This is a genomic window from Embleya sp. NPDC020630, from assembly GCF_044334985.1.
Taxonomy (GTDB): Bacteria; Actinomycetota; Actinomycetes; order Streptomycetales; family Streptomycetaceae; genus Embleya.
On sequence record NZ_JBIRUB010000035.1, the window covers coordinates 20,988 to 41,778 of the forward strand.

At 74.8% G+C, this 20,791-nt stretch carries 3 protein-coding genes and 1 pseudogene; 2 read left to right on the plus strand and 2 right to left on the minus strand.

Translation table 11 applies throughout. The features are described 5' to 3' along the window. Positions 1 to 136: 136 nt before the first annotated feature. Together ACH4XV_RS45885 and ACH4XV_RS45890 are read left to right on the plus strand one after the other, a co-directional pair. Complete coding sequence (locus ACH4XV_RS45885) at positions 137 to 907, plus strand: TetR/AcrR family transcriptional regulator (RefSeq protein WP_395800139.1); 771 nt, start codon at positions 137 to 139, stop codon at positions 905 to 907. A 184-nt stretch (positions 908 to 1,091) separates the two neighbouring features. Further along, on the plus strand, positions 1,092 to 8,810 hold the full coding sequence (locus tag ACH4XV_RS45890; protein WP_395800141.1) for an SDR family NAD(P)-dependent oxidoreductase: 7,719 nt from the start codon (positions 1,092 to 1,094) through the stop codon (positions 8,808 to 8,810). Positions 8,811 to 8,884: 74 nt separating this feature from the next. Here ACH4XV_RS45890 and ACH4XV_RS45895 read toward each other — a convergent pair. Further along, positions 8,885 to 13,051, minus strand: a pseudogene (locus ACH4XV_RS45895) (type I polyketide synthase); the annotation flags it as partial. Positions 13,052 to 13,053: 2 nt separating this feature from the next. Further along, positions 13,054 to 20,778, minus strand: coding sequence for an SDR family NAD(P)-dependent oxidoreductase (locus tag ACH4XV_RS45900; protein WP_395800151.1), 7,725 nt, complete (start codon positions 20,776 to 20,778; stop codon positions 13,054 to 13,056). Positions 20,779 to 20,791: the final 13 nt, after the last annotated feature.

Consider the following 20,791-nt stretch of genomic DNA (forward strand, 5'->3'; position numbering starts at 1 on the left):
CGTATGGGTGATGTCCGTCTTCATGGCAACTCCTTTACGAATGACGTTCGTTGCAACGAACGACGTTCCTTCGTCTGCCAGTGTTCGGGTGAACTACGCTGATCGCAACCCTCGATCGACGCAGGACGGGCATCACATGGCGAAAACGTCGCGGACCGAGCCTCCCGCCAACGGCGGCCGGCAACCGGAATCCGCCGGCGCGGACGTACCGGACCTGCCCGCGCCCCCGTGGCGGCGGCGTCGTGCCGGGCCGGTGCGACCGCCGCTGAGCCGGGACACGATCGTGGCGGCGGCGCTGGCCGTGCTCGACGCCGGCGGGCTGGAGGCGGTGAGCATGCGCCGGGTCGCGGACCGATTGCAGACCGGGCCGGCGTCGTTGTACGTCCACGTGTCGGGCAAGGAGGAGTTGCTCGAACTGGTCCTGGACCACGTGCTCGGCGAAGTGCGGATCCCGGCCCCGGACCCCGCCCGCTGGCAGGAGCAACTCAAGCACGTCGTAATGGACTTCCGCCGCGTGCTGGCCTCGCACAACGACCTGGGCCGCGCGGCGCTGGCCGCGATCCCGTCGGGGCCCAACGCCCTGCGGATCAGCGAGGGGCTGCTGGCCGTGATGCGCGGCGGCGGCGTGCCGGAGCAGGCGAGCGCGTGGGTGCTGGACGTGCTTCAGCTCTACATATCGGCCGACGTCTTCGAGGCGGCGCTGTACCTGTCGCGCGCCGAGGAGGGCGACAATCCGATGGCGATGGCGCAGGCGTATCTGGGCGAGGTCATCGCCGCGCTACCGCCGGAGCGTTTCCCGACCCTGGTCGCGCTCATGCCGCACCTGATCAGCGGGGACCGCGAGGCCAGGATCGAATTCGGCCTCGACGTCTTCATCCGGGGCCTGGCCGGCATTCCGCGACCGTGACCGGCGGGCAAGGGTGGCGTCGGGAGGGTGTGAGGGGTTCGGGTCGGGTGGGCAGGGGTCGGGGGGCCGGAAGGTGGGGTCGGGATTCGGGGGACGGGGCTTTAGGTTGAGGGCGGTTCTGTTGTGATCCTCCGCCGGGGCCGGTGCCGGTGCCGGCTTGTCGCTGCGACGAGCGGAGTTCGGCGTGAGTGCCACATCCCCGCGTGCCAATGCCCCTTCAGATCGGCTCGTCGAGGCGCTTCGGGCGGCTCTGACGCAGAACGAACGGCTGCGTGCGCACAACGCGGAACTGACCGCCTCCACCGGCGAGCCGATCGCGATCGTCGGGATGGGCTGCCGCCTGCCCGGGTCGGTGTCCTCCCCCCGGGACCTGTGGCGGGTGCTCGTCGACGGCGTCGACACCATCGGCGATCCGCCCGACGATCGCGGCTGGGAGAGGCAGTTGCTCGACTTCGCCGCGGCCGGGCTCGGGATCGGCCCGCACCTCCAGGGCGGATTCCTCGACGGCGCGGACCTCTTCGACGCCTCCGTCTTCGGCATCTCGCCCCGCGAGGCGCTGGCGATGGACCCCCAGCAGCGGCTGCTCCTGGAGACCTCCTGGGAGGTCCTGGAGAACGCCGGCATCGTGCCCGCCTCGCTCAAGCACAGCTCCACCGGCGTCTTCGTCGGCGCCACGGTCAGCAACTACGGCAACGGCGTCGCCGAGGTGCCCGAGGGAGTGGCCACCTACCTGCTCAGCGGCGCGTCCAGCAGCGTGCTCTCGGGCCGGCTCTCCTACGTCTACGGCCTCGAGGGCCCGGCGGTCACGGTGGACACCGCCTGTTCCTCCTCTCTCGTCGCACTGCACCTGGCGGTTCGGGCGCTGCGCTCCGGCGAATGTTCGCTGGCCCTGGCCGGCGGGGTCACCGTGATGGCCTCCCCCGCCATCTTCCACGGCTTCGGCGACCAGGCCCTGCTCGCCCCGAACAACCGCTGCAAACCCTTCGCCGCCGCGGCCGACGGGACCGCGTGGGCCGAGGGCGCGGGCCTGTTGCTGGTGGAGCGGCTGTCGGACGCCCGCCGCAACGGCCGCCGGGTGCTGGCCGTGCTGCGCGGTTCGGCGGTCAACCAGGACGGCGCGTCGAACGGACTGACCGCGCCCAACGGCCCGTCCCAGCAGCGGGTGATCCAGGCCGCCCTCGCCGACGCCGGACTGACACCCGATCAGATCGACCTCGTCGAGGCACACGGCACCGGCACCGCACTCGGCGACCCGATCGAGGCACAGGCCCTGCTGGCCACCTACGGGCAGGGACGCGATCCGCAACGGCCGTTGTGGCTCGGGTCGGTCAAGTCCAACATCGGCCACGCCCAGGGCGCGGCGGGGGTCGCGGGGGTGATCAAGGCCGTCCTGGCGCTGCGCCACGGGCAGGTACCGCGCACCCTGCACATCGACGCGCCCTCGCCGCACATCGACTGGTCGGCCGGCGACGTCCGGCTCGCCGACGAGGCCCACCCGTGGCCGCACACCGACCGGCCGCGCCGCGCCGCGGTTTCCTCGTTCGGGGTCAGCGGCACCAACGCGCACGTCGTGCTCGAACAGGCCGACCCCGCCGACGATCCGTCGCCGGCCGGACCCCGGGAGCGGCGGCCCGACGGTCCGCTGAACAGCGGACCGGTGCCGTGGTTGTTGTCGGCGGCCACCCCGCAGGCGCTGCGGGCCCGCGCGGGGCAACTGGCCGAGTGGTGCGCGCGTGATCCCCGGCCGGACCCCGTCGCGGTCGGCGCCGCGCTGGCCCGTCGCCGGGCCGCGTTCGAGCATCGGGCGGTGGTCCTGGTCGACGACCTCGACGGGGCCTTCGAGCCGCTGCGCGCGCTCGGATCCGGCGCCGTGTCACCGCTGTTGGTCGAGGGGGCGGCCACCGTCCGCGGCAAGGTGGTCTTCGTCTTCCCCGGACAGGGCTCCCAGTGGGCCGGGATGGCGACCCGACTGCGCGAGGAATGCCCGGCGTTCGCCGCCCACTTGGCCGCGTGCGAGGAAGCCCTGGCACCGTGGCTGGACCGGCCGCTCGGTCGGATCCTGGACGACGGGGCCGCGCTTGCCCGGGTCGACCTCGTACAGCCGGCGCTGTGGGCGGTCATGGTCTCCCTCGCCCGGCTGTGGCAGGACCACGGTGTGCGGCCGGCCGCCGTACTCGGCCACTCCCAGGGCGAGATCGCCGCGGCCTGCGTCGCCGGCGCGTTGTCCCTGGCCGACGGCGCCAAGGTCGTCGCGCTGCGCAGCCGGGCGGTGGCCGCGTTGGCCGGTCGCGGCGCGATGGCCTCGGTCGCCCTGCCCGCCGACGAGGTCTCGGCCCGGATCGCCGACACCGGTACCGAACTGTCCGTCGCCGCCCACAACGGCCCTCGCTCCACCGTGGTTTCCGGCCTGCCGGACCGGCTCGACACCTTCGTCCGGGCCTGCGAGGCCGACGGTGTGCGGGTGCGCCGCATCCCGGCCGACTACGCCTCGCACTCGCCGCAGGTCGAGGCGGTTCGCGAGCAACTGATCGCCGAACTCGCGGACATCGCGCCCGGCGACGGCGAGGTGCCGATGTGGTCCACCGTCACCGGCGACTGGATCGACACCACACATCTGAACGCCGACTACTGGTACCGCAATCTGCGCCGGCCCGTGTTGCTGGAGCAGGGTGTGCGAGCACTGCTCCAGCAACACGGACACGGTGTGTTCGTCGAGATGGGGCCGCATCCGGTGCTCACGGCGGCCGTCGAGGAGTGCATCGAGAGCACCGAGGCGGATGCCGTCGTCGTCGCGACGCTGCGCCGCGACGACGATTCCCTGCTGCGGTTTCGTACCTCGCTGGCCGAGGCGGCGGTGCGTGGCACCCGGGTCGAGCTCGGTCCGCTGTTCGCCGAAGTCGACACGGCCGACGTGGAGTTGCCCACCTACCCGTTCCAGGGCACCCGCTACTGGCTGCTGCCGGGCGGCCCGGCCGGCGAGCCGGCCGCACTCGGACTGGATGCCGCCGAGCACCCGATCCTCGGTGCCGTACTGGAGTCGGCCGAGCGCGACGAGGTCGTCCTGACCGGCGCCGTCGGCGCCCTCGACCCGTGTGTGCGACCCGATCCGCGCGGCATACCCACACTCGGCGCCGGGACGTTGGCGGAGTTGGCGGTGCGCGCCGCCGACGAAGTGCGCGGCGCGGTGGCGGCGTTGACCCTGGACCGCCCGTTGGTGGTGTCCCCGACGGGGGCCACCCGGATCCAGGTGACCGTGGCCGCCCGTACGCTCACCGTGCACGCCCGCCACCCCGACGTCGGGAACGGCCGCTGGGTCCGCTACGCCGGCGCCGCCCTCGCGGAACCGGCGCCGCCTCCGGTCGCGGCGGAGCACGAGTGGCCGCCGCGCGACGCCGACACGCTCGTACCGCCCGGCCGGGAGGGCGCGTCCGACGCGGCGGTGATCCGCGGGTTGTGGCGGCGCGACGACGAGGTGTTCGCCGATGTGACGCTCGACGCCGACGCCCGCGAGGTACGGGGCTACCGCATCCATCCCGCCCTGCTCGACGCCGCGCTCCGGGCCTGGCGGCTCGCCCGACCGACCCCGGACGACGGCAGCGGTCACGACCTGGTGCCCACCTCGCTCGGGCGGGTCGCCGTACACGCCGTCGGTGCCGACGCCGCCCGCGTCCACCTTCGTCCCGGCGCCGACGGCACGGTCACCGCGACGCTCGCCGACGCCGCCGGGCAACCCCTCGCCGACCTCGGCCCGGTGGCCTTCGAGCGGGTCGCCGCGGCCGACCCGGCGACGTCGCTCCCGCCCGACCTGCTGTTCGGCGTCGAGTGGGCCCCGGTGACCGCGACGCCCGACGACGCACCGAGGGAGTGGGCGCTGCTCACCGAAGTCCGCGACCACGTCGCCGCCGCCCTGCGCACCGCCGGCGCCGAGGTTCGGGTATACCGCGACCAGGGCGAGTTGAGCGCCGCCGTCGCCGCGGGCGCCCCCCTCCCGGACGTCGTCGTCGCCCCGATCCCGACCGGCGACGGCGGCCCCGAGGCCACCACCCGCGCCGTCCTGGCGACCGTACAGGCGTTCCTGCGCGACGACCGACTCGCCGACAGCCGACTGGTGTTGCTCACCCGAACCGCGGTCGCCGTGCACGCGGGCGAGATCCCGGACCCGGACCTCGCGCCCCTGTGGGGACTCGTCGGTTCGGCCGCCGCGGAGCACCCCGGGCGCCTGCTGCTGCTCGACGGCGACGCGAGCACCGACGCCGACCCCGCCACCTCGATACCCGCCGATCTGCTCCGTACCGCCCTGGCCGTCGACGAACCCCGGCTGGTGGTCCGCGACGGCAGGCTTCGCGCACCCAGGCTCGGCAGGGCCACCACGACACCCGCACCCGAACACACCCCGCTCGACCCGAACGGCACCGTGCTGATCACCGGGGGCACCGGCACCCTCGGCGCACTCGTGGCCCGCCACCTGGTGTCCCGTCACGGCATCCGGCACCTGGCCCTGCTCAGCCGACGCGGCCCCACCGCCCCCGGCGCCGACGAACTGGCCGCCGCGCTGCGCGAGTCCGGCGCCCACGTCACCATCGCCGCGTGCGACGCCGCCGACCGGGACGCGCTCGCCGCCGTCCTGGCCGCCATCCCGGCGGAGCACCCCCTCACCGCCGTCGTGCACACCGCGGCGGCCGTCGACGACACCGTCGTGGACGCGCTGACCCCCGAGCGCCTCGCCGCCGTCTTCCGCCCCAAGGTGGACGCCGCCGCGCACCTCGACGAACTCACCCGCGACGCGCCCCTGGCCGCGTTCGTGCTCTACTCCTCGGCCGCTGGCGTACTCGGCACCCCCGGGCAGGCCAACTACGCCGCCGCCAACACCTTCCTGGACGCCCTGGCCGCCCGCCGCCGCGCACACGGCCTGCCCGCCACCTCGCTGGCCTGGGGCCCGTGGGCGGAGCTGAGCGAGTTGACCCGCCGCATGTCGAGCGCCGACCGGGAGCGCATGGCCGATGCCGGGGTCCTAGCCCTGTCGACCGCGGAGGGCATGGCCGTCGTCGACGCCGCGCTGCGCACCGACACCGCGCTGTTCGTACCGCTGCGCATCCACCTCGACACCTTCGCCCGCCGACTCGCCGGCAGCGCCCCGCCGCCGCTGTACCGCGGCCTGATCCGCGCCCCGCTGCGCCGCGCCGCCGGCGCGGGCACGGGCACGGGCGTGGACGACGGCGCGGGCCTCGCGGCCCGACTGGCCGCCGTGCCGCCCGCCGAGCGCACCCGGATCCTGCTCGACCTCGTCCGCGCCCAGGCCGCCGCCGTCCTCGGCCACGCCGACGGCGACGCCGTCGGCCCCGGGCGGCCCTTCCGCGAACTGGGCTTCGACTCGCTCAACGCCGTCGACCTGCGCAACCGGCTGGCCGCCGGCACCGGACTGCGCCTGCCGGTCGGCCTGATCTACGACCACCCCACCCCCGGCGCCGTCGCCCGACACCTGCGCACCCGACTCACCGGGGATACGGACGAACCCGCCCCGGTCGGCGCCGCACGCCGTCGCGCCGAGCCGGTCGGCGAGGACGATCCGGTGGTCGTCGTCGGGATGAGCTGCCGTCTTCCCGGCGGCATCGAATCACCGGAAGCGCTCTGGGAGTTGCTGGCGGCCGGCGGCGACGCGATCGGACCCGCGCCGCACGACCGCGGCTGGAATCGGGACCGGTTCGCCACCCTGATCGACGCCATGCCCGGCGTCGGCCTGCTGCCCGAGGGCGGGTTCATCTCCGGCGCCTCGGGCTTCGACCCGGCGTTCTTCGACATCGGGCCGGACGAGGCGCTGGTGATAGACCCCCAGCAGCGGTTGTTGTTGGAACTGGCGTGGGAGGCGTGGGAGCGCGCCGGGCAGGACCCCCGGCGGGTGGACGCCGGCCGCGTCGGGGCCTACCTGGGCACCTTCCACCAGAACTATGTCTCCGACCCGGGGGCGGTGCCGCCGGCGAGCCGGCCCTACGTGTCCTCCGGCTCCGGCCCGACGTTCGCCTGCGCCCGGGTGGCCTACACGTTCGGTCTGGAGGGGCCCACGCTCGCCGTCGACACCGGTTGTTCGTCCTCGGGTGTCGCCCTGCACCTGGCCTGCCAGGCGCTGCGGCGCGGCGAGTGCGACTCCGCGGTGGTCGGCGGGGTGACCGTACTGGCCTTCCCGGCCGCCTTCGACAACCTCGGCGGCATCGCGCCCGACGGCCGGTGCAAGTCGTTTTCGGCCGCCGCCGACGGTACCGGGTGGGGCGAGGGCGCCGGCGTACTGATCGTCGAACGCCGCTCCGAGGCCCGCCGCCGCGGGCACCCGGAACTCGCGGTGATCCGCGGCTCGGCGCTGAACCACAACGGCGCCGGCAACGGGCTGACCGCACCGCACGGCCCGTCGCAGAGCCGGGTGATGCGACTGGCGCTCGCCGAGGCCGGGCTCGGGCCGGCCGACATCGACGTGGTCGAGGCGCACGGCACCGGAACGCCGCTCGGCGACGCCGTCGAGGCCGAGGCGATCATCGACGCGTACGGCCGGCACCGTCCCGCCGACCGGCCCCTGTGGGTGGGCAGCGTCAAGGCCAACATCGGCCACCCCCACGCCGCGTCGGGGGTGGTCGGCGTGATCAAGACGATCCTGGCGATGCGACACGGCGTCGTACCCGAGGCGTTGCACGCCGCCGAGCCGCTGCCCGACGTCGATTGGGAGCACAGCGGCATCGCGCTGCCCCACCGGGCAATGCCGTGGCCGGAGACCGGACGGCCGCGCCGCGCCGGGGTGTCCTCGTTCGGCGGCAACGGCACCAAGGTGCACTTCATCCTGGAGCAGCCGCCCGAGGAGCCCACGACGCCGGTAGCCGAGGCCGGATCGTCCTCGCCGCCCTGTCTGCTGTCGGCCCGCACCGCACCCGCGCTGGCCGCACAGGCCCGCCGGCTGCGCGAGCACCTGGCGGCCGGCCCCGACACTGTCACCCCGGCCGAAGTGGCCCGGGCGCTGGCCACCACCCGCACCGTGTTCGAGCAACGCGCCGCGATCCAGGTGACGGAGCGGGCCGAACTCCTCGACGCCCTGGCCGCGTTGGCCGCCGGCACCGCGCATCCCGCCGTGCTCACCGGCCGGGCCGCCGGCGACGACGCGCGCCTGGTGGCGCTGCTGCCCGGCGCCGAGGAGCGCTCGCCCGCCGCCGAGGCCGAGTTCTACGCGGCGTTCCCGGCCTACGCGCATGCCTGGGACGAGGCCGCCCACGCCCTCGCCCCCCACCTGGATCGACCGCTGCCCACGCCGGGCAAGGACGCCGAACCGCACGGCGGCGCCGCCGCGTTCGCGGCACACGTCGCCGCGTACCGGCTTCTGGAGGACCTGGGGCTGCGCCCGGACGCCGTCGCCGGGCGCGGCGCGGGCCGGCTCGCCGCCGCCCATCTCGGCGGCAGCCTGACCCTGCGTCAGGCCGCCGCCGTGGCCGCCCGGGGCATCGCCGACCCGAACGACCGCGCGGTCGCGGCACCGCGCATTCCGGTCCTGGCGGCGGACGGCGGCACGCGCCTCGACGCAGCCGCGCTGCTCGCCGGTGCGGTGGGCGGCGCCGGCGCGGCGGGCGGCGCGGACGTGGTGGGCAGCGCCGGTGGCTCGGGTGAGGGGTCCGACGCCGCGACCGGGACACTCGGCACCGACCTCCTCGTGGTGCTCGGCGCCTGCGGCCGGGACCGGCCGGGGGCGGTGTGCCTACTGTCGGACACGCTGCCCGCCTCTCGTGCTGTGGCGCTGGCGGTGGCCAGGTTGTACGCGGCCGGTGCCGCCCCGGACCCCGCCGCGCTGTTCCGGGACGTACCCGCCCGGCGGATCGACCTGCCGACCTACCCGTTCCAACGCGAGCCGTACTGGCTGGGCGCATCCGGGTGACGTCGCGCCGTACTCCGCCCGCGCTCGCGGGATGACGACCCGGCGGGGCCGGCCCCGAGAGGCCGGCCCCGCCGTCAGTCCTCGAGCCCGTCGAGCGCGAGGCGCACGAGTTCGTCGGCGTCCATCCGCGCGATCGACGCCACCGCCTCCTCGGTGCGGTCGTGGGCGGGCGTGCCGCCGACGCCGGATGTGTCCGACTCCGCCGGGCCAAAAGGCGGCTCCTCGGCCGGTTCCGGAGCCAGATCCGCAAGCAGCCGACGCGCCAGGTCGACGGATGTGGGGTAGTCAAAAACCAACGTCGCGGGCAGCCGCAGTCCGGTGTCGGCGGTGAGGCGGTTGCGCAGTTCCACGGCGGTGACCGACTCGAAGCCGAGGTCGCGGAAGGCCCGATCCGGATCCACCGCGCCCGCCGACCCATGGCCAAGGACCGCGGCCACCTGCGCGCGGACCAGGTCGACGAGGGCGTCCTCGCGGTCCGCCGCGGACAGTCCGGACAACCGCCGCCCGAGCGAGAGCCCCGAGCCCGTCGCGTCGTCCACCGCCACCCGCCGAGCCGGTCCCCGGGCGGGGCCGCGCGGAGCATCGGTGCCGACCGCCCGCTCGACCCGGACCCGGCGCACCTCGACGGACTCGGCGCGCAACACCGGAACACCCGTGGCATCGGCCACCAGCATGGTGACCGCGTCCGCGCCCCGCGGGACGAGCCGTACACGCAGCCGCCGCGCTCCCGAGGCGTGCAGCGAGACGCCGTGCCAGGCCCACGGCAGCAAAACCCCGTCGTGCGCATCATCCGGGTCGGCCCGGTCGTACGCCTGGAGCGCGAGGTCGAGCAGCACCGGATGCAGACCGTAGCGCCCGGCCTCGGCGCGCTCCCGCTCCCCCAGCGCGACCTCCGCGTACACCTCCTCGCCCACCCGCCAGACCTGCTCCAGGCCCTGGAAGGCGGGCCCGTACGCCCAGCCGACGGCCCGAGCCCGGTCCCGGACGGCATCGGTGTCGGCCGCGACGGCATCGGCCGGCGGCCAGGTGGTGAGGTCGAAGTCCGCGGCGGGGCCACGCGGATCGAGCACGGCGGTGGCGTTGCGCTGCCAACCCTTTTCATCCGCAGTGCCGTTGCCCACCGGGCGGGAGTGCACGGTGAGTTCGCGACGGCCTGTCTCGTCCGGTGGGCCCACCACGACCTGTAGCCGTACTCCACGCGTCGGCGGCAGGATCAGCGGTGCGTCGAGGTCGAGTTCGTCCACGCGGCCACAGCCCACCTCGTCGGCCGCCCGGAGCGCCAGCTCCACCAGGGCCGTTGCGGGCAGCACGGCGGTGTCGCCGACGGCGTGTTCCGCGACCCAGGGGTGCGTACGCGCCGAGATCGACCCGGTCAGCACCGACCGGCCGAGGTCGGACAACGTGGTGCCGGCGCGCAGCAGCGGATGGTCGACGGGGGCGAGCCCGGCCTCGTCCGCGCCGGCCCGGCCGCCGCCGGACTCCAGCCAGTAGTGCCGGTGTCGGAACGCATAGGTCGGCAGCGGCACCCGCCGGCCGAAGTCGGCACCCAGGACCGCGTCCCACGCGACCGGCAGCCCGTGCACGTGGGCTTCGGCGAGCGAGCCGAGGAATCGGGCCATGTCCGGCCGGCCGTGGCGCAGTGTGCCGAGCACGACGGCGGTGCGGTCCGTTTCGTCCAGCATCTGCTCGATGACCGGGACCAGCAGGGGATTCGGGCTGATCTCGACGAAGGCGGTGTGTCCGGCGTCGACCAGGTTGCGAACCGTCTCCTCGAAGCGCACGGTGTGCCGCAGGTTGCGGTACCAGTAGTCGGCGTCGAGGTCGGCGGTGTCGTGCCGGCCGGCGGTGACCGTCGAGTGGAACGGGATGCGGGCCGGGCGCGGTTCGATCCCGGCGAGGACATCGACCAGCCGGTCGCGGATCTCCTCCACCTGGGGGCTGTGCGAGGCGTAGGTGGTGGGAATGCGCCAGTGGCGGATGCCCTCGGCCGTGTATTCCGCCGAGAGTTCGTCGAGGGCGGCGGCGTCGCCGGAGACCCCGGTGGAGACGGGGCCGTTGAGCACGGCGATCGACAACCGGCCGGGCCACCGTGCCAACCGTGTGGCGACCCGGGCGGCGGGTTCACCGACGGAGAGCACGCCGCCGCGGCCGGCCAGTGCCACGACGGTTCGGCTGCGCAGGGCGACGATCTTCGCGGAGTCGGCCAGGGTCAGGGCGCCCGCGATGTAGGCGGCGGCGATCTCCCCTTGCGAGTGGCCGACCACGGCGGCGGGTTCGACACCGCAGGCGCGCCACAGTTCGGCCAGGGCGATCATCACCGCCCACAACACCACCGGCAGTACGTCGATGCGGGTCAACCATGGCTGTGCGGTGTCGGCGTCGGCGCGCAACCACTCTTCGAGGCGGCAGTCCATGTACGGGGCGAGGGCCTGCTGACACGCCGCGATCTGCGCGGCGAACACCGGTGCGTGGTCGAGCAGTTCGACCGCCATCCGGACCCACTCGGAGCCCTGGCCGGGGAAGACGAACACGACGCGTTCGCCGTATCGGGCCTGGCCCTTGGTCACCGCGGCGGTCGGGGTGCCGGCGGCGAGGCCCGCCAGCACCTTCCGGAGTCGGTCGCGGTCCTCGACCCGGATCACGGCGCGGTGGTCCAGGGCGGATCGGGTGGCGTGCAGGGAGTGGACCAGGTCGGCCGGCGTGGCGTCCCGGCCGGCGTCCGTTTCCAGGTGGGCGGCCAGGCGCGCGGCCTGGGCCCGCAGGCCCTCGGGGCTGTCCGCGGACAGGACGAACGGCAGCACGGCGGGGTCGACCAGCACCGGTGCGCCGGGTGTGCCTTCCCCGTCGGTGGCCGGAGCCGCCTCGGGGGCCTGTTCGAGGATCAGATGCGCATTGGTACCGCTGATCCCGAAGGACGACACGCCGGCGCGGCGCGGTGTTCCGTCGCCGGGCCAACGCCTGGCCTCGGTGAGTACTTCGACGGTGCCCGCGGTCCAGTCGACGTGCGGTGTCGGCGCATCCACGTGCAGCGTCCCGGGCAGCACGCCGTGGCGCATCGCCATCACCATCTTGATGACCCCGGCGGCGCCCGCGGCGGCGGCGGTGTGTCCGATGTTGGATTTCACCGAGCCGATCCACAGCGGCCGTTCGGGGTCCCGGCCGCCGCCGTACGTGGCGATCAGCGCCCGGGCCTCGATCGGGTCGCCCAGCCGGGTGCCGGTACCGTGCGCCTCCACCGCGTCGATGTCGGCGGGGGCCAGGCCCGAGTTCGCCAACGCCGCCTCGATCACCCGTCGTTGCGCGGGGCCGTTGGGGGCGGTGAGGCCGTTGCTCGCGCCGTCCTGGTTGACCGCGCTGCCGCGTACCACGGCCAGTACCGGGTGCCCCCTGCGGCGCGCGTCGCCCAACCGTTCGACCAGGAGCATCCCGACCCCCTCGGCCCACCCGGTGCCGTCGGCCGCGGCGGCGAACGACTTGCACCGGCCGTCGGCGGACAACACGCCCTGCCGGCTGAACTCGACGAAGACGGCGGGGTTCACGATCACGCTCGCCCCGCCCGCGAGCGCCATCGTGCACTCGCCGCCGCGCAGCGCCTGCACGGCGAGGTGCAGCGCCACCAGCGCGGACGAACACGCGGTGTCCACGGTCACCGACGGGCCTTCGAGGCCGAGCACGTAGGACACCCGGCCCGACATCGCGCTGCCGGCCCCGCCGGTGAGGGTGTATCCCTCGACCCCGTCGGGCAGGCGCTCGACCCCGAAGCCGTAGCCGCTGGGGGTGCCGCCGACGAAGACTCCGGTCGAACTGCCCTTCAGGGCGATCCGATCGATCCCGGCCCGTTCGAACGCCTCCCACGAGGTCTCCAGGAGCAGCCGCTGCTGCGGATCCATGACCAGCGCCTCGTGCGGCGAGATCCCGAAGAAGCCGGGGTCGAACTCGCCCGCGCCGGCCACGAATCCGCCCTCGCGCGTATAACTGGTGCCCCGGTGTTCGGGATCGGGGTGGTAAAGCTCGTCCACCGCCCAGCCCCGATCGTTCGGGAAGCCGCCCACCGCGTCCACCCCGTCGGCGACCAGCCGCCACAGATCCTCGGGCGAGCGCACGCCGCCGGGGTAGCGGCAGGCCATGCCGATCACGGCGATCGGCTCGGGTGGTCGCTCCAACTCGGCGATGCGGGCGCGGGCCCGCCGGAGGTCGACCGTCGCGCGCTTGAGGTAGTCCCGGAGTCGGTCCTCGCCGCCGCTCATGAGTGGTCACCTTTCGGGGTGTGCCCGGGGGTTTCGAGATGGTGGTCGAGCAACGCGAACAGTTCGTCGTCGGAGGCGGCCTCGACTCCGGCTTCGTCGGGGGCCGCGATGTCGTCCCGGTCGAGGGCGCCGAGCCGTTCGACGAAACGTCGCATGCGCAGCGCGACCCGGGCCCGGATCTGCGGGTCCTCGTCGGCGACCCGGCCGAACGCGGCCTCCAGGTCGTCGAGTTCGGCCAGCACCGGGGCGAGCACCGATTCGTCGCCGGCGGTCAGCGCGGCCCGCAGTCGGGCGGCCAGGTCGACGGGTGTCGGGTGGTCGAACACCAGCGTGCTCGGCAGCTCGACGCCGGTCGCCCGACCGAGCCGGTCGCGCAGGTCGACGGCGGTCAGCGAGTCGAAGCCCAGGTCGTCGAACGCCTGGTCGGCCCGGATCCGCCCCGCCGAGGTGTGGCCCAGGACGGCCGCGACCTGGCCGCGTACGAGGTCGAGCAGGATCGCCTCGCGTTCCGCCGGTCCCGCAACGGCCAGCCGCCCGATCAGGCCCGGGTCCGCCGCGCCGGCGCCGGCCGCCGGTGCCGCGAGGGCGGCGTCGACCTCGGGCAGGCCGCGGAGCAGCGGGCTCGGGCGCGACGAGGTGAAACTCGCGGCGAAGGCAGGCCAGTCGACGTCGGCGACGACCACATCGGCGTCGCCGCGGCCCACCGCACGGGCCATCGCGGCCACCGCGGCCTGCGGGTCCATCGCGCGCAGGCCGAGCCGGGCGAGCCGGTCCCCGTCGGCCTGCTCGACCATGCCGCCCCCGGCCCACGGGCCCCAGGCGATCGACGTGGCCACCAGGCCGCGGGCGCGCCGGTCCCGGGCGAGCGCGTCGAGGTGTGCGTTGGCGGCCGCGTAGACGCCCTGGCCGCCGCTGCCCCAGATGCCGGCGATCGAGGAGAAGAGCACGAACGCCGCCAGTGGGCGCTCGCCCAGCACGGCGTCCAGGTGGGCGGCGCCGGCGGCCTTGCCCGCGATGACGCGCGCCGCCTCGACCGGATCGGTGTCCGCGATCAGGGCCGCCTGGGCCACTCCGGCGGCGTGCACCACCGCGCTCAGCGGCGGCCCGTCGGCGTCGATCCGCTCGACCAGACGCTCCACGGCGTGCCGGTCGGCCGTGTCGCAACTCTCGATCAGTACGGCGACGCCGAGGCCGGACAGTTCGGCCGCGAGATCTTCCGCCCCGGGGGTCCGCGCACCCCGACGCGCGGCCAGGACCACCCGCTCCGCGCCCGCGCCCGCCGCCCAGCGCGCCACGTGTGCGCCGAGGCCGCCGGTGCCGCCGGTGATCAGTACCGTGCCGGTGGGCTGCCAGGGCCGGTCGGCGGTGCGGGTGGTTGCGGGCGCGCGGACCAGGCGACGGACGTGGACGCCGTCGGCACGGATCGCCACCTGGTCCTCGGCGCCCTGTGCGAGCACGTCGGCGAGCCGGGACCGGACGTCGACGGCGTCGGCCTCCTCCGTGACGGTGTCGACCGTGGGCCGCGTACCGTCGGGCAGATCCACGAGACCGCCCCACAGGCCGGGCAGTTCGAGCGCGGCGGTGCGGCCGAATCCCCAGATTTCGGCCTGATCGGCGGAGCCGAGCGGGTCGCGCTCCGCGACGGATACCGCGCCGGAGGTCAGGCACCACAATCTGCCTCCGGGTCGGGTGTCGGCGAACGCCCGGACGAGGGCGAGGGTGGCCGCCAGGCCGTGGGTGAGTCCCGGCAGGTCGCCGGGTCCGCCGGGCAGGTCGGACAACAGCGAGAGCACACCGTCGAGCCGGCCGTGGCGGCGCAGGCGCTCGGCGAGCACGCCGCGGTCGCACTCCGTCGCGTCGACCCGAAGCCGGGTCACGGCGGCACCGCGCCGTTCGAGCGCTTGCACGCAGGCGTCCGTGTACGGGCTGGTCGGATGGCTCACCACGAGCCAGGTCCCGGTCGGTTCGGCGTCGGATCGTTCGGTCCACGGGATCCATTCGGCGCGATACCGCCACCCGTCCGGGTCGCCGGTCGTGCGCGCGTCGGGCAGCGGGTCGAGCCAGTAGCGTTGTCGCTGGAACGGGTAAGTGGGCAGGTCGACCGCCGCGCCGCGCCCGGTGAGCAGGGCGGACCAGTCGACGGGTGTCCCGTGTGCGTGCAGCGCACCCAGGGCGGCCGTGAAAGTGGCCCGTTCCGGCCTGTCTCGGCGCAGCAGCGCGACGGTCGGCGTCTCGGCGGGCGGCGTCCGGACAACCGGGCCGAGGCATTCGCGGGCCATCGCGATGGACGTCCCGTCGGGCCCGACGTCGACCAGTACAAGATCGCCCGAAGCCCGCACCGACGCGACGCAGTCGGCGAAGCGGACCGGCTCGCGTACCTGGCGCAGCCAATATTCCGGGCTCGCCAACTCGCCGTCGTCGGCGACCGTGCCGGTGAGGTTGGACAACACCGGGATCCGCGGGTCGGCGTAGGAGACGCCCGCCAGCACGGCACGGAAATCGGCCAGCATCGGCTCCATCCGCGCCGAGTGGAAGGCATGACCGACCCGGAGCCGCCTGGTCCGCCGACCCTGCTCCGCGAAGCGTGCGGCGACCGCCAGTACGGCGTCCTCGTCCCCGGAAACCACCACGGACGTGGGCCCGTTGACGGCGGCCACACCTACCGCGCCCCGCCCGTCCAGGGCGCTGCGAACCTCGTCCTCCGTGGCCTGCACCGCGACCATCGCCCCACCCGCCGGCAGCGCCTGCATCAACCGCCCACGCGCCGCCACGACCGTCGCCGCGTCCGCGAGCGACCACACACCGGCGACGTGTGCGGCGGCCAACTCCCCGATCGAGTGCCCGAGCAGGAACTCCGGCCGCACGCCGAACGATTCGACCAGTCGAAACAGCGCGCACTCCACCGCGAACAACCCGGCCTGGGCGAACACCGTCTCGTCCAAGAGCCCTTCGGTGCCCTTCGTCCCGAAGACCACGTCCCGCACCGAATACGCCACGTGCCCGGACAGCCGGTCGTCCAGCGCGGCCACGATCTCGTCGAAGGCCGCCGCGAACACCGGCTGGGCGGCGTGTAGTTCGCGCCCCATCCCGACTCGCTGACCGCCCTGTCCGCCGAAGAGGAACACCGGTCGGCGATCCGCTCGTGCACAGCCGACGGTCACGGTGCCGATCGGGTCTGCCGCCGCGAGGGCGGCAAGGCCGGCCAGCAACTCGGCCCGGTCCGCGACCGTCACCACCGCCCGATGCTCCAGTGCGGCGCGGCCGGCGGCCAGCGCGGCGGCAAGGTCGGCCGGGGCGATCCCGGCGCCTTCGGCGGTGAGGTGCGCGTGCAGTCGTTCGGCCTGGGCGGCGAGCGCCTGGGGTGTTTTGGCCGAGAGCAGGTACGGCAGTACGCCCGGATCGACCCGCGCGTCGGCGCCCGGCGGGTCGGCCGGCTCGGGCGGGTGGTATTCGAGCACGGCGTGCGCGTTCGTCCCGCTGATCCCGAACGACGACACGGCGGCCCGACGCGGCCGGCCCGTCTCCGGCCACGGACGCGCCTCGGTCGACAACTCCACCGTGCCGGCCGACCAGTCCACATGCGGCGTCGGCGCATCGACGTGCAGCGTCTTCGGCACCACGCCGTGCCGCATCGCCAACACCATCTTGATCACCCCGGCCACGCCCGCGGCGGCGGCGGTGTGCCCGATGTTGGACTTGAGCGCGCCCAGCCGGACCGGCTCGTCCGCGTGGTGTTCCCGGCCGTAGGTGGCGATCAGGGCCTGGGCCTCGATCGGGTCGCCGAGGGCGGTGCCGGTGCCGTGTGCCTCGACGGCGTCCACGTCCCGCGCGGTCAGCCGGGCGTTCGCCAACGCCTGCCGGATCACCCGTTGTTGCGCGGGTCCGTGGGGCGCGGTGAGACCGTTGCTCGCGCCGTCCTGGTTGACGGCCGAGCCGAGGATGGTCGCCAGGACGCGGTGGCCGTTGCGGCGCGCGTCGGACAGTCGTTCGATGAGCAGCATGCCGATGCCCTCGGACCAGCCGGTACCGTCGGCGGCGGCCGCGAACGGCTTGCACCGGCCGTCGGCGGCGAGCACCCGCTGCCGGCTGAACTCCACGAACGCCGCGGGGTTGGCGTACACCGTGACACCGCCGGCCAGCGCCATGGAGCATTCGCCGCCACGCAGCGCCCGACCGGCCAGGTGCAGTGCGACCAGCGAGGACGAGCAGGCCGTGTCGACCGTGATCGCCGGCCCCTCCAGGCCGAAGGTGTAGGCGAGGCGGCCGGAGGCGACGCTCGCGGCGTTCCCGGTGCCGAGGTAGCCGCCGAGTGCGTCGGGTACGTGCATTCCAGTGGGGTAGCCGATGTCGACGGCGCCGACGAACACGCCGGTGTCCGAACCGCGCAGGGTGGCGGGGTCGATCCCGGCCCGTTCGAACACCTCCCAGGAGGTCTCCAGGAGGAGGCGCTGTTGCGGGTCCATCGCCAACGCCTCGCGCGGCGAGATGCCGAAGAAGCCCGCGTCGAAGTCGGTCGCGTGCTCGACGAAGCCGCCCGAGCGCACGTAGCTGGTGCCGGGGTGGTCGGGATCGGGGTGGTAGAGCCCGTCGAGCGGCCATCCTCGGTCGGTGGGGAAGTCGGTCAGTCCGTCGCGGCCGTCGGCCAGCATGCGCCACAGGTCCTCGGGCGAGCCGACGCCGCCCGGGAAACGGCAGGCCATGCCGACGATGGCGAGCGGTTCGTGGTCGACGCCGGCCGGGGCCGGTAGCGGACGTGTCGGGAACCGGCCTTCGGGGGCGAACAGTTCGGTGCCCAGGTGTCGGGCGAGCGCGACGACCGTCGGGTGGTCGAAGACGAGGGTGGCGGGCAGGTGCCGGCCGATGTGTGCGGCCAGGCGGTTGCGCAGGTCGAGGGCGATGACGGAGTCGACGCCGAGGTTCTTGAACGGGCTGTCCGGGTCGACGGCTTCGGCGGCGTCGTAGCCGAGGGCCGCCGCGGCCTGGGCCCGGACCAGTCGGGTGAGCGCACGTTCGCGCGCCGGCGCGTCGAGGGCGAGCAGCTCGCGAACGAGGCGGTCGGCGTCCGGATCACCGTCCTCCGTCGAGGAGTTGCCGCGAACCGGCGCGCCGCCGTCGGTGCCGGCCGGCCCGGCGGCCAGTCGCGCGGGTCGGGCGCCGAGCAGCGGATGTCCGCCGCCGGCCTGCCCGTCACCGACGGTCGCCGGCCAAAAGCGCCGACGCCGGAACGCGTAGGTCGGCAGATCCACCCGGCGCGGCGGCACCGCCGACCCGTCGAACAGGTGCCGCCAGTCGACGTCGAGCCCGTGCACGTGCGCGGCGGCCAGGGCCTCGGCGAAGCCGCCGGAACCGTCCGCCCCGCGCGGGAAGATCCCCGGCACGACCGCCGGCACGTCGGCGGCGGCGATCGTGCCGGCCCACGCGGTGGTGCGGACCGGGTGGGCGCCGATCTCGATGAAGACGTTGTGCCCCTCGCTCGACAGGCTGCCGACGGCGTCCTCGAAACGCATCTGCCGTCGCGGATTCCCGTACCAGTGGTCGGCGTCGAGCACGGCGGTGTCCGCCGGTGTGCCGGTCGTCGAGGAGTGGAACGGCACGGTGGTCGGCATCGGCGCGAGGTCGGCCAGGTCCCGCGTCAGCCGGGCACGGATCGCCTCCACGTGGGGCGTGTTCGGGGCGTGGTCCGACACCGCGACCGCGTTCATGCCGCCGGTGCCGGCCAGTTCGTGCAGGGCCCGTCCGCGCAGCGCGGCCACCTTGGCGCCGTCCCCCAGACTCAGGCCGCCCGCGACGCAGGCCGCGGCGATCTCGCCGTGGCCGTGGCCCACCACGGCGGCGGGTCGCACGCCGTACGCCTGCCAGAGCCGGGCGAGCGCGACCGCCACGGCCCACGACAGGGGTTCGGCGACGTCGACCCGGGCAGGCGCCCGCTCGTCCGCCGCGCGCAACAACTCGGCGATCGACCAGTCGACCCAGGGGTCGAGCGCGCTCTGACACTCCGCGATGGTCGCGGCGAACTCCGGGCATGTGTCGAGCAGTTCCCGGAACGGGTCGGTCCGGTACGACGGACCGTGACCCGGGAAGACGAAGACCGGACGCGGGTCCCGTGCGGCCATGGCGACCGTCCCCTCACCGGCGGCCAGGGCCCGTAGCCGAGCGGTGAAGCCGTCGAGGTCGGCGGCGGTCAGCGCGGCGCGGCAGGCCAGTGCCGTCCTGGTGGTGGCCAGCGAGTAGGCGACGTCGTCGAGTACAAGATCGGGCTCGGCGGCGACCCGGGCCGCCAGTCGTTCCGCCTGTGCGCGCAGCCCCTCCTCGTCGCGCGCCGACAACACCCAGGGCGCCGGCGGCCTGTTCACGACCGCGATCCGCTCCGGTCCGAACTCGGGCTCGTCCGGCGCCTGCTCCACGATGACGTGCGCGTTGGTTCCGCTGATCCCGAAGGACGAAACCCCGGCCCGGCGCGGCCGTTCGCCGGTGTCGGGCCACGTCCGCGCCTCGGTCAGCAGGCGTACGGTGCCGGCCGACCAGTCCACGTGCGGCGTCGGCTCGTCCGCGTGCAGTGTTTTGGGCAGCACGCCGTGGCGCAGCGCCATGACCGTCTTGATCACGCCCGCGACGCCGGCGGCGGCCTGGGTGTGGCCCACGTTGGACTTGAGGGAGCCGAGCCACAGGGGTTTCCGGGGGTCGCGGCCCGACCCGTAGCCGGCCAGCAGGGCCCCGGCCTCGATCGGGTCGCCGAGGGGGGTGCCGGTGGCGCTCGCCTCGACCGCGTCGATGTCGTCCGGGGCGAGCCGGGCGTCGGCCAACGCCTGCCGGATCACCCGGCGTTGCGCGGAGCCGTTGGGCGTGGTCAGGCCGCTGCCGGCGCCGTCCTGGTTGACCGCACTGCCGCGCACCACGGCGAGTACCCGCCGGCCGGCACGGCGCGCGTCGGAGAGCCGTTGCAGCAGGAGCAGTCCGGCGCCCTCGGACCAGCCGGTGCCGTCCGCGCCGGCGCCGAAGGCCTTGCATCGGCCGTCCGGTGCCATGCCGTGCTGCCGGCCGGACGCGCCGAACACGCCGATGTGCGGCATCACCGTGACCCCGCCGGCCAGCGCCATCGTGCATTCGCCGCCGCGCAGCGCCCGGATGGCCAGGTGCAGCGCGACCAGCGAGGACGAGCACGCGGTGTCGACGGTCACCGCGGGGCCTTCGAGCCCGTACACGAAGGCTAGGCGGCCGGACAGGACGCTGATGATCGTGCCCGTGGCCAGGTGGTCGCCGACGCCGTCGGGCACCTCGCCCAAGGCGCTGCCGTAGCCGGTCCAGCCGCCGCCGACGAAGACACCGGTACGGCTGCCGCGCACGGCGGCGCGGTCCAGGCCGGCGCGTTCGAACAACTCCCAGCCCACTTCGAGCAGCACGCGCTGCTGCGGGTCCATCGCCAGCGCCTCGCGCGGCGAGATGCCGAAGAACTCGGGGTCGAAGTCGGCCACATGGTCGAGGAATCCGCCCTGCCGCACCCGGCTCTGGGCGACGGCGTCGAGCCCGTCCACGTCCCAGCCGCGATCGGTGGGCAGCGGTCCGATCGCGTCGCGCCCCTCGGCCACCAGGTGCCACAGGTCCTCGGGCGAGGCCACCCCGCCCGGGAAGCGACAGGCCATCGCGACGATCGCGACGGGCTCCGTGTCCCGCTCCTCGACGCGGCGCAACTCCGCGCGCGCGTCGTGCAGTTCCGCGGCCACGCGCTTGAGGTAG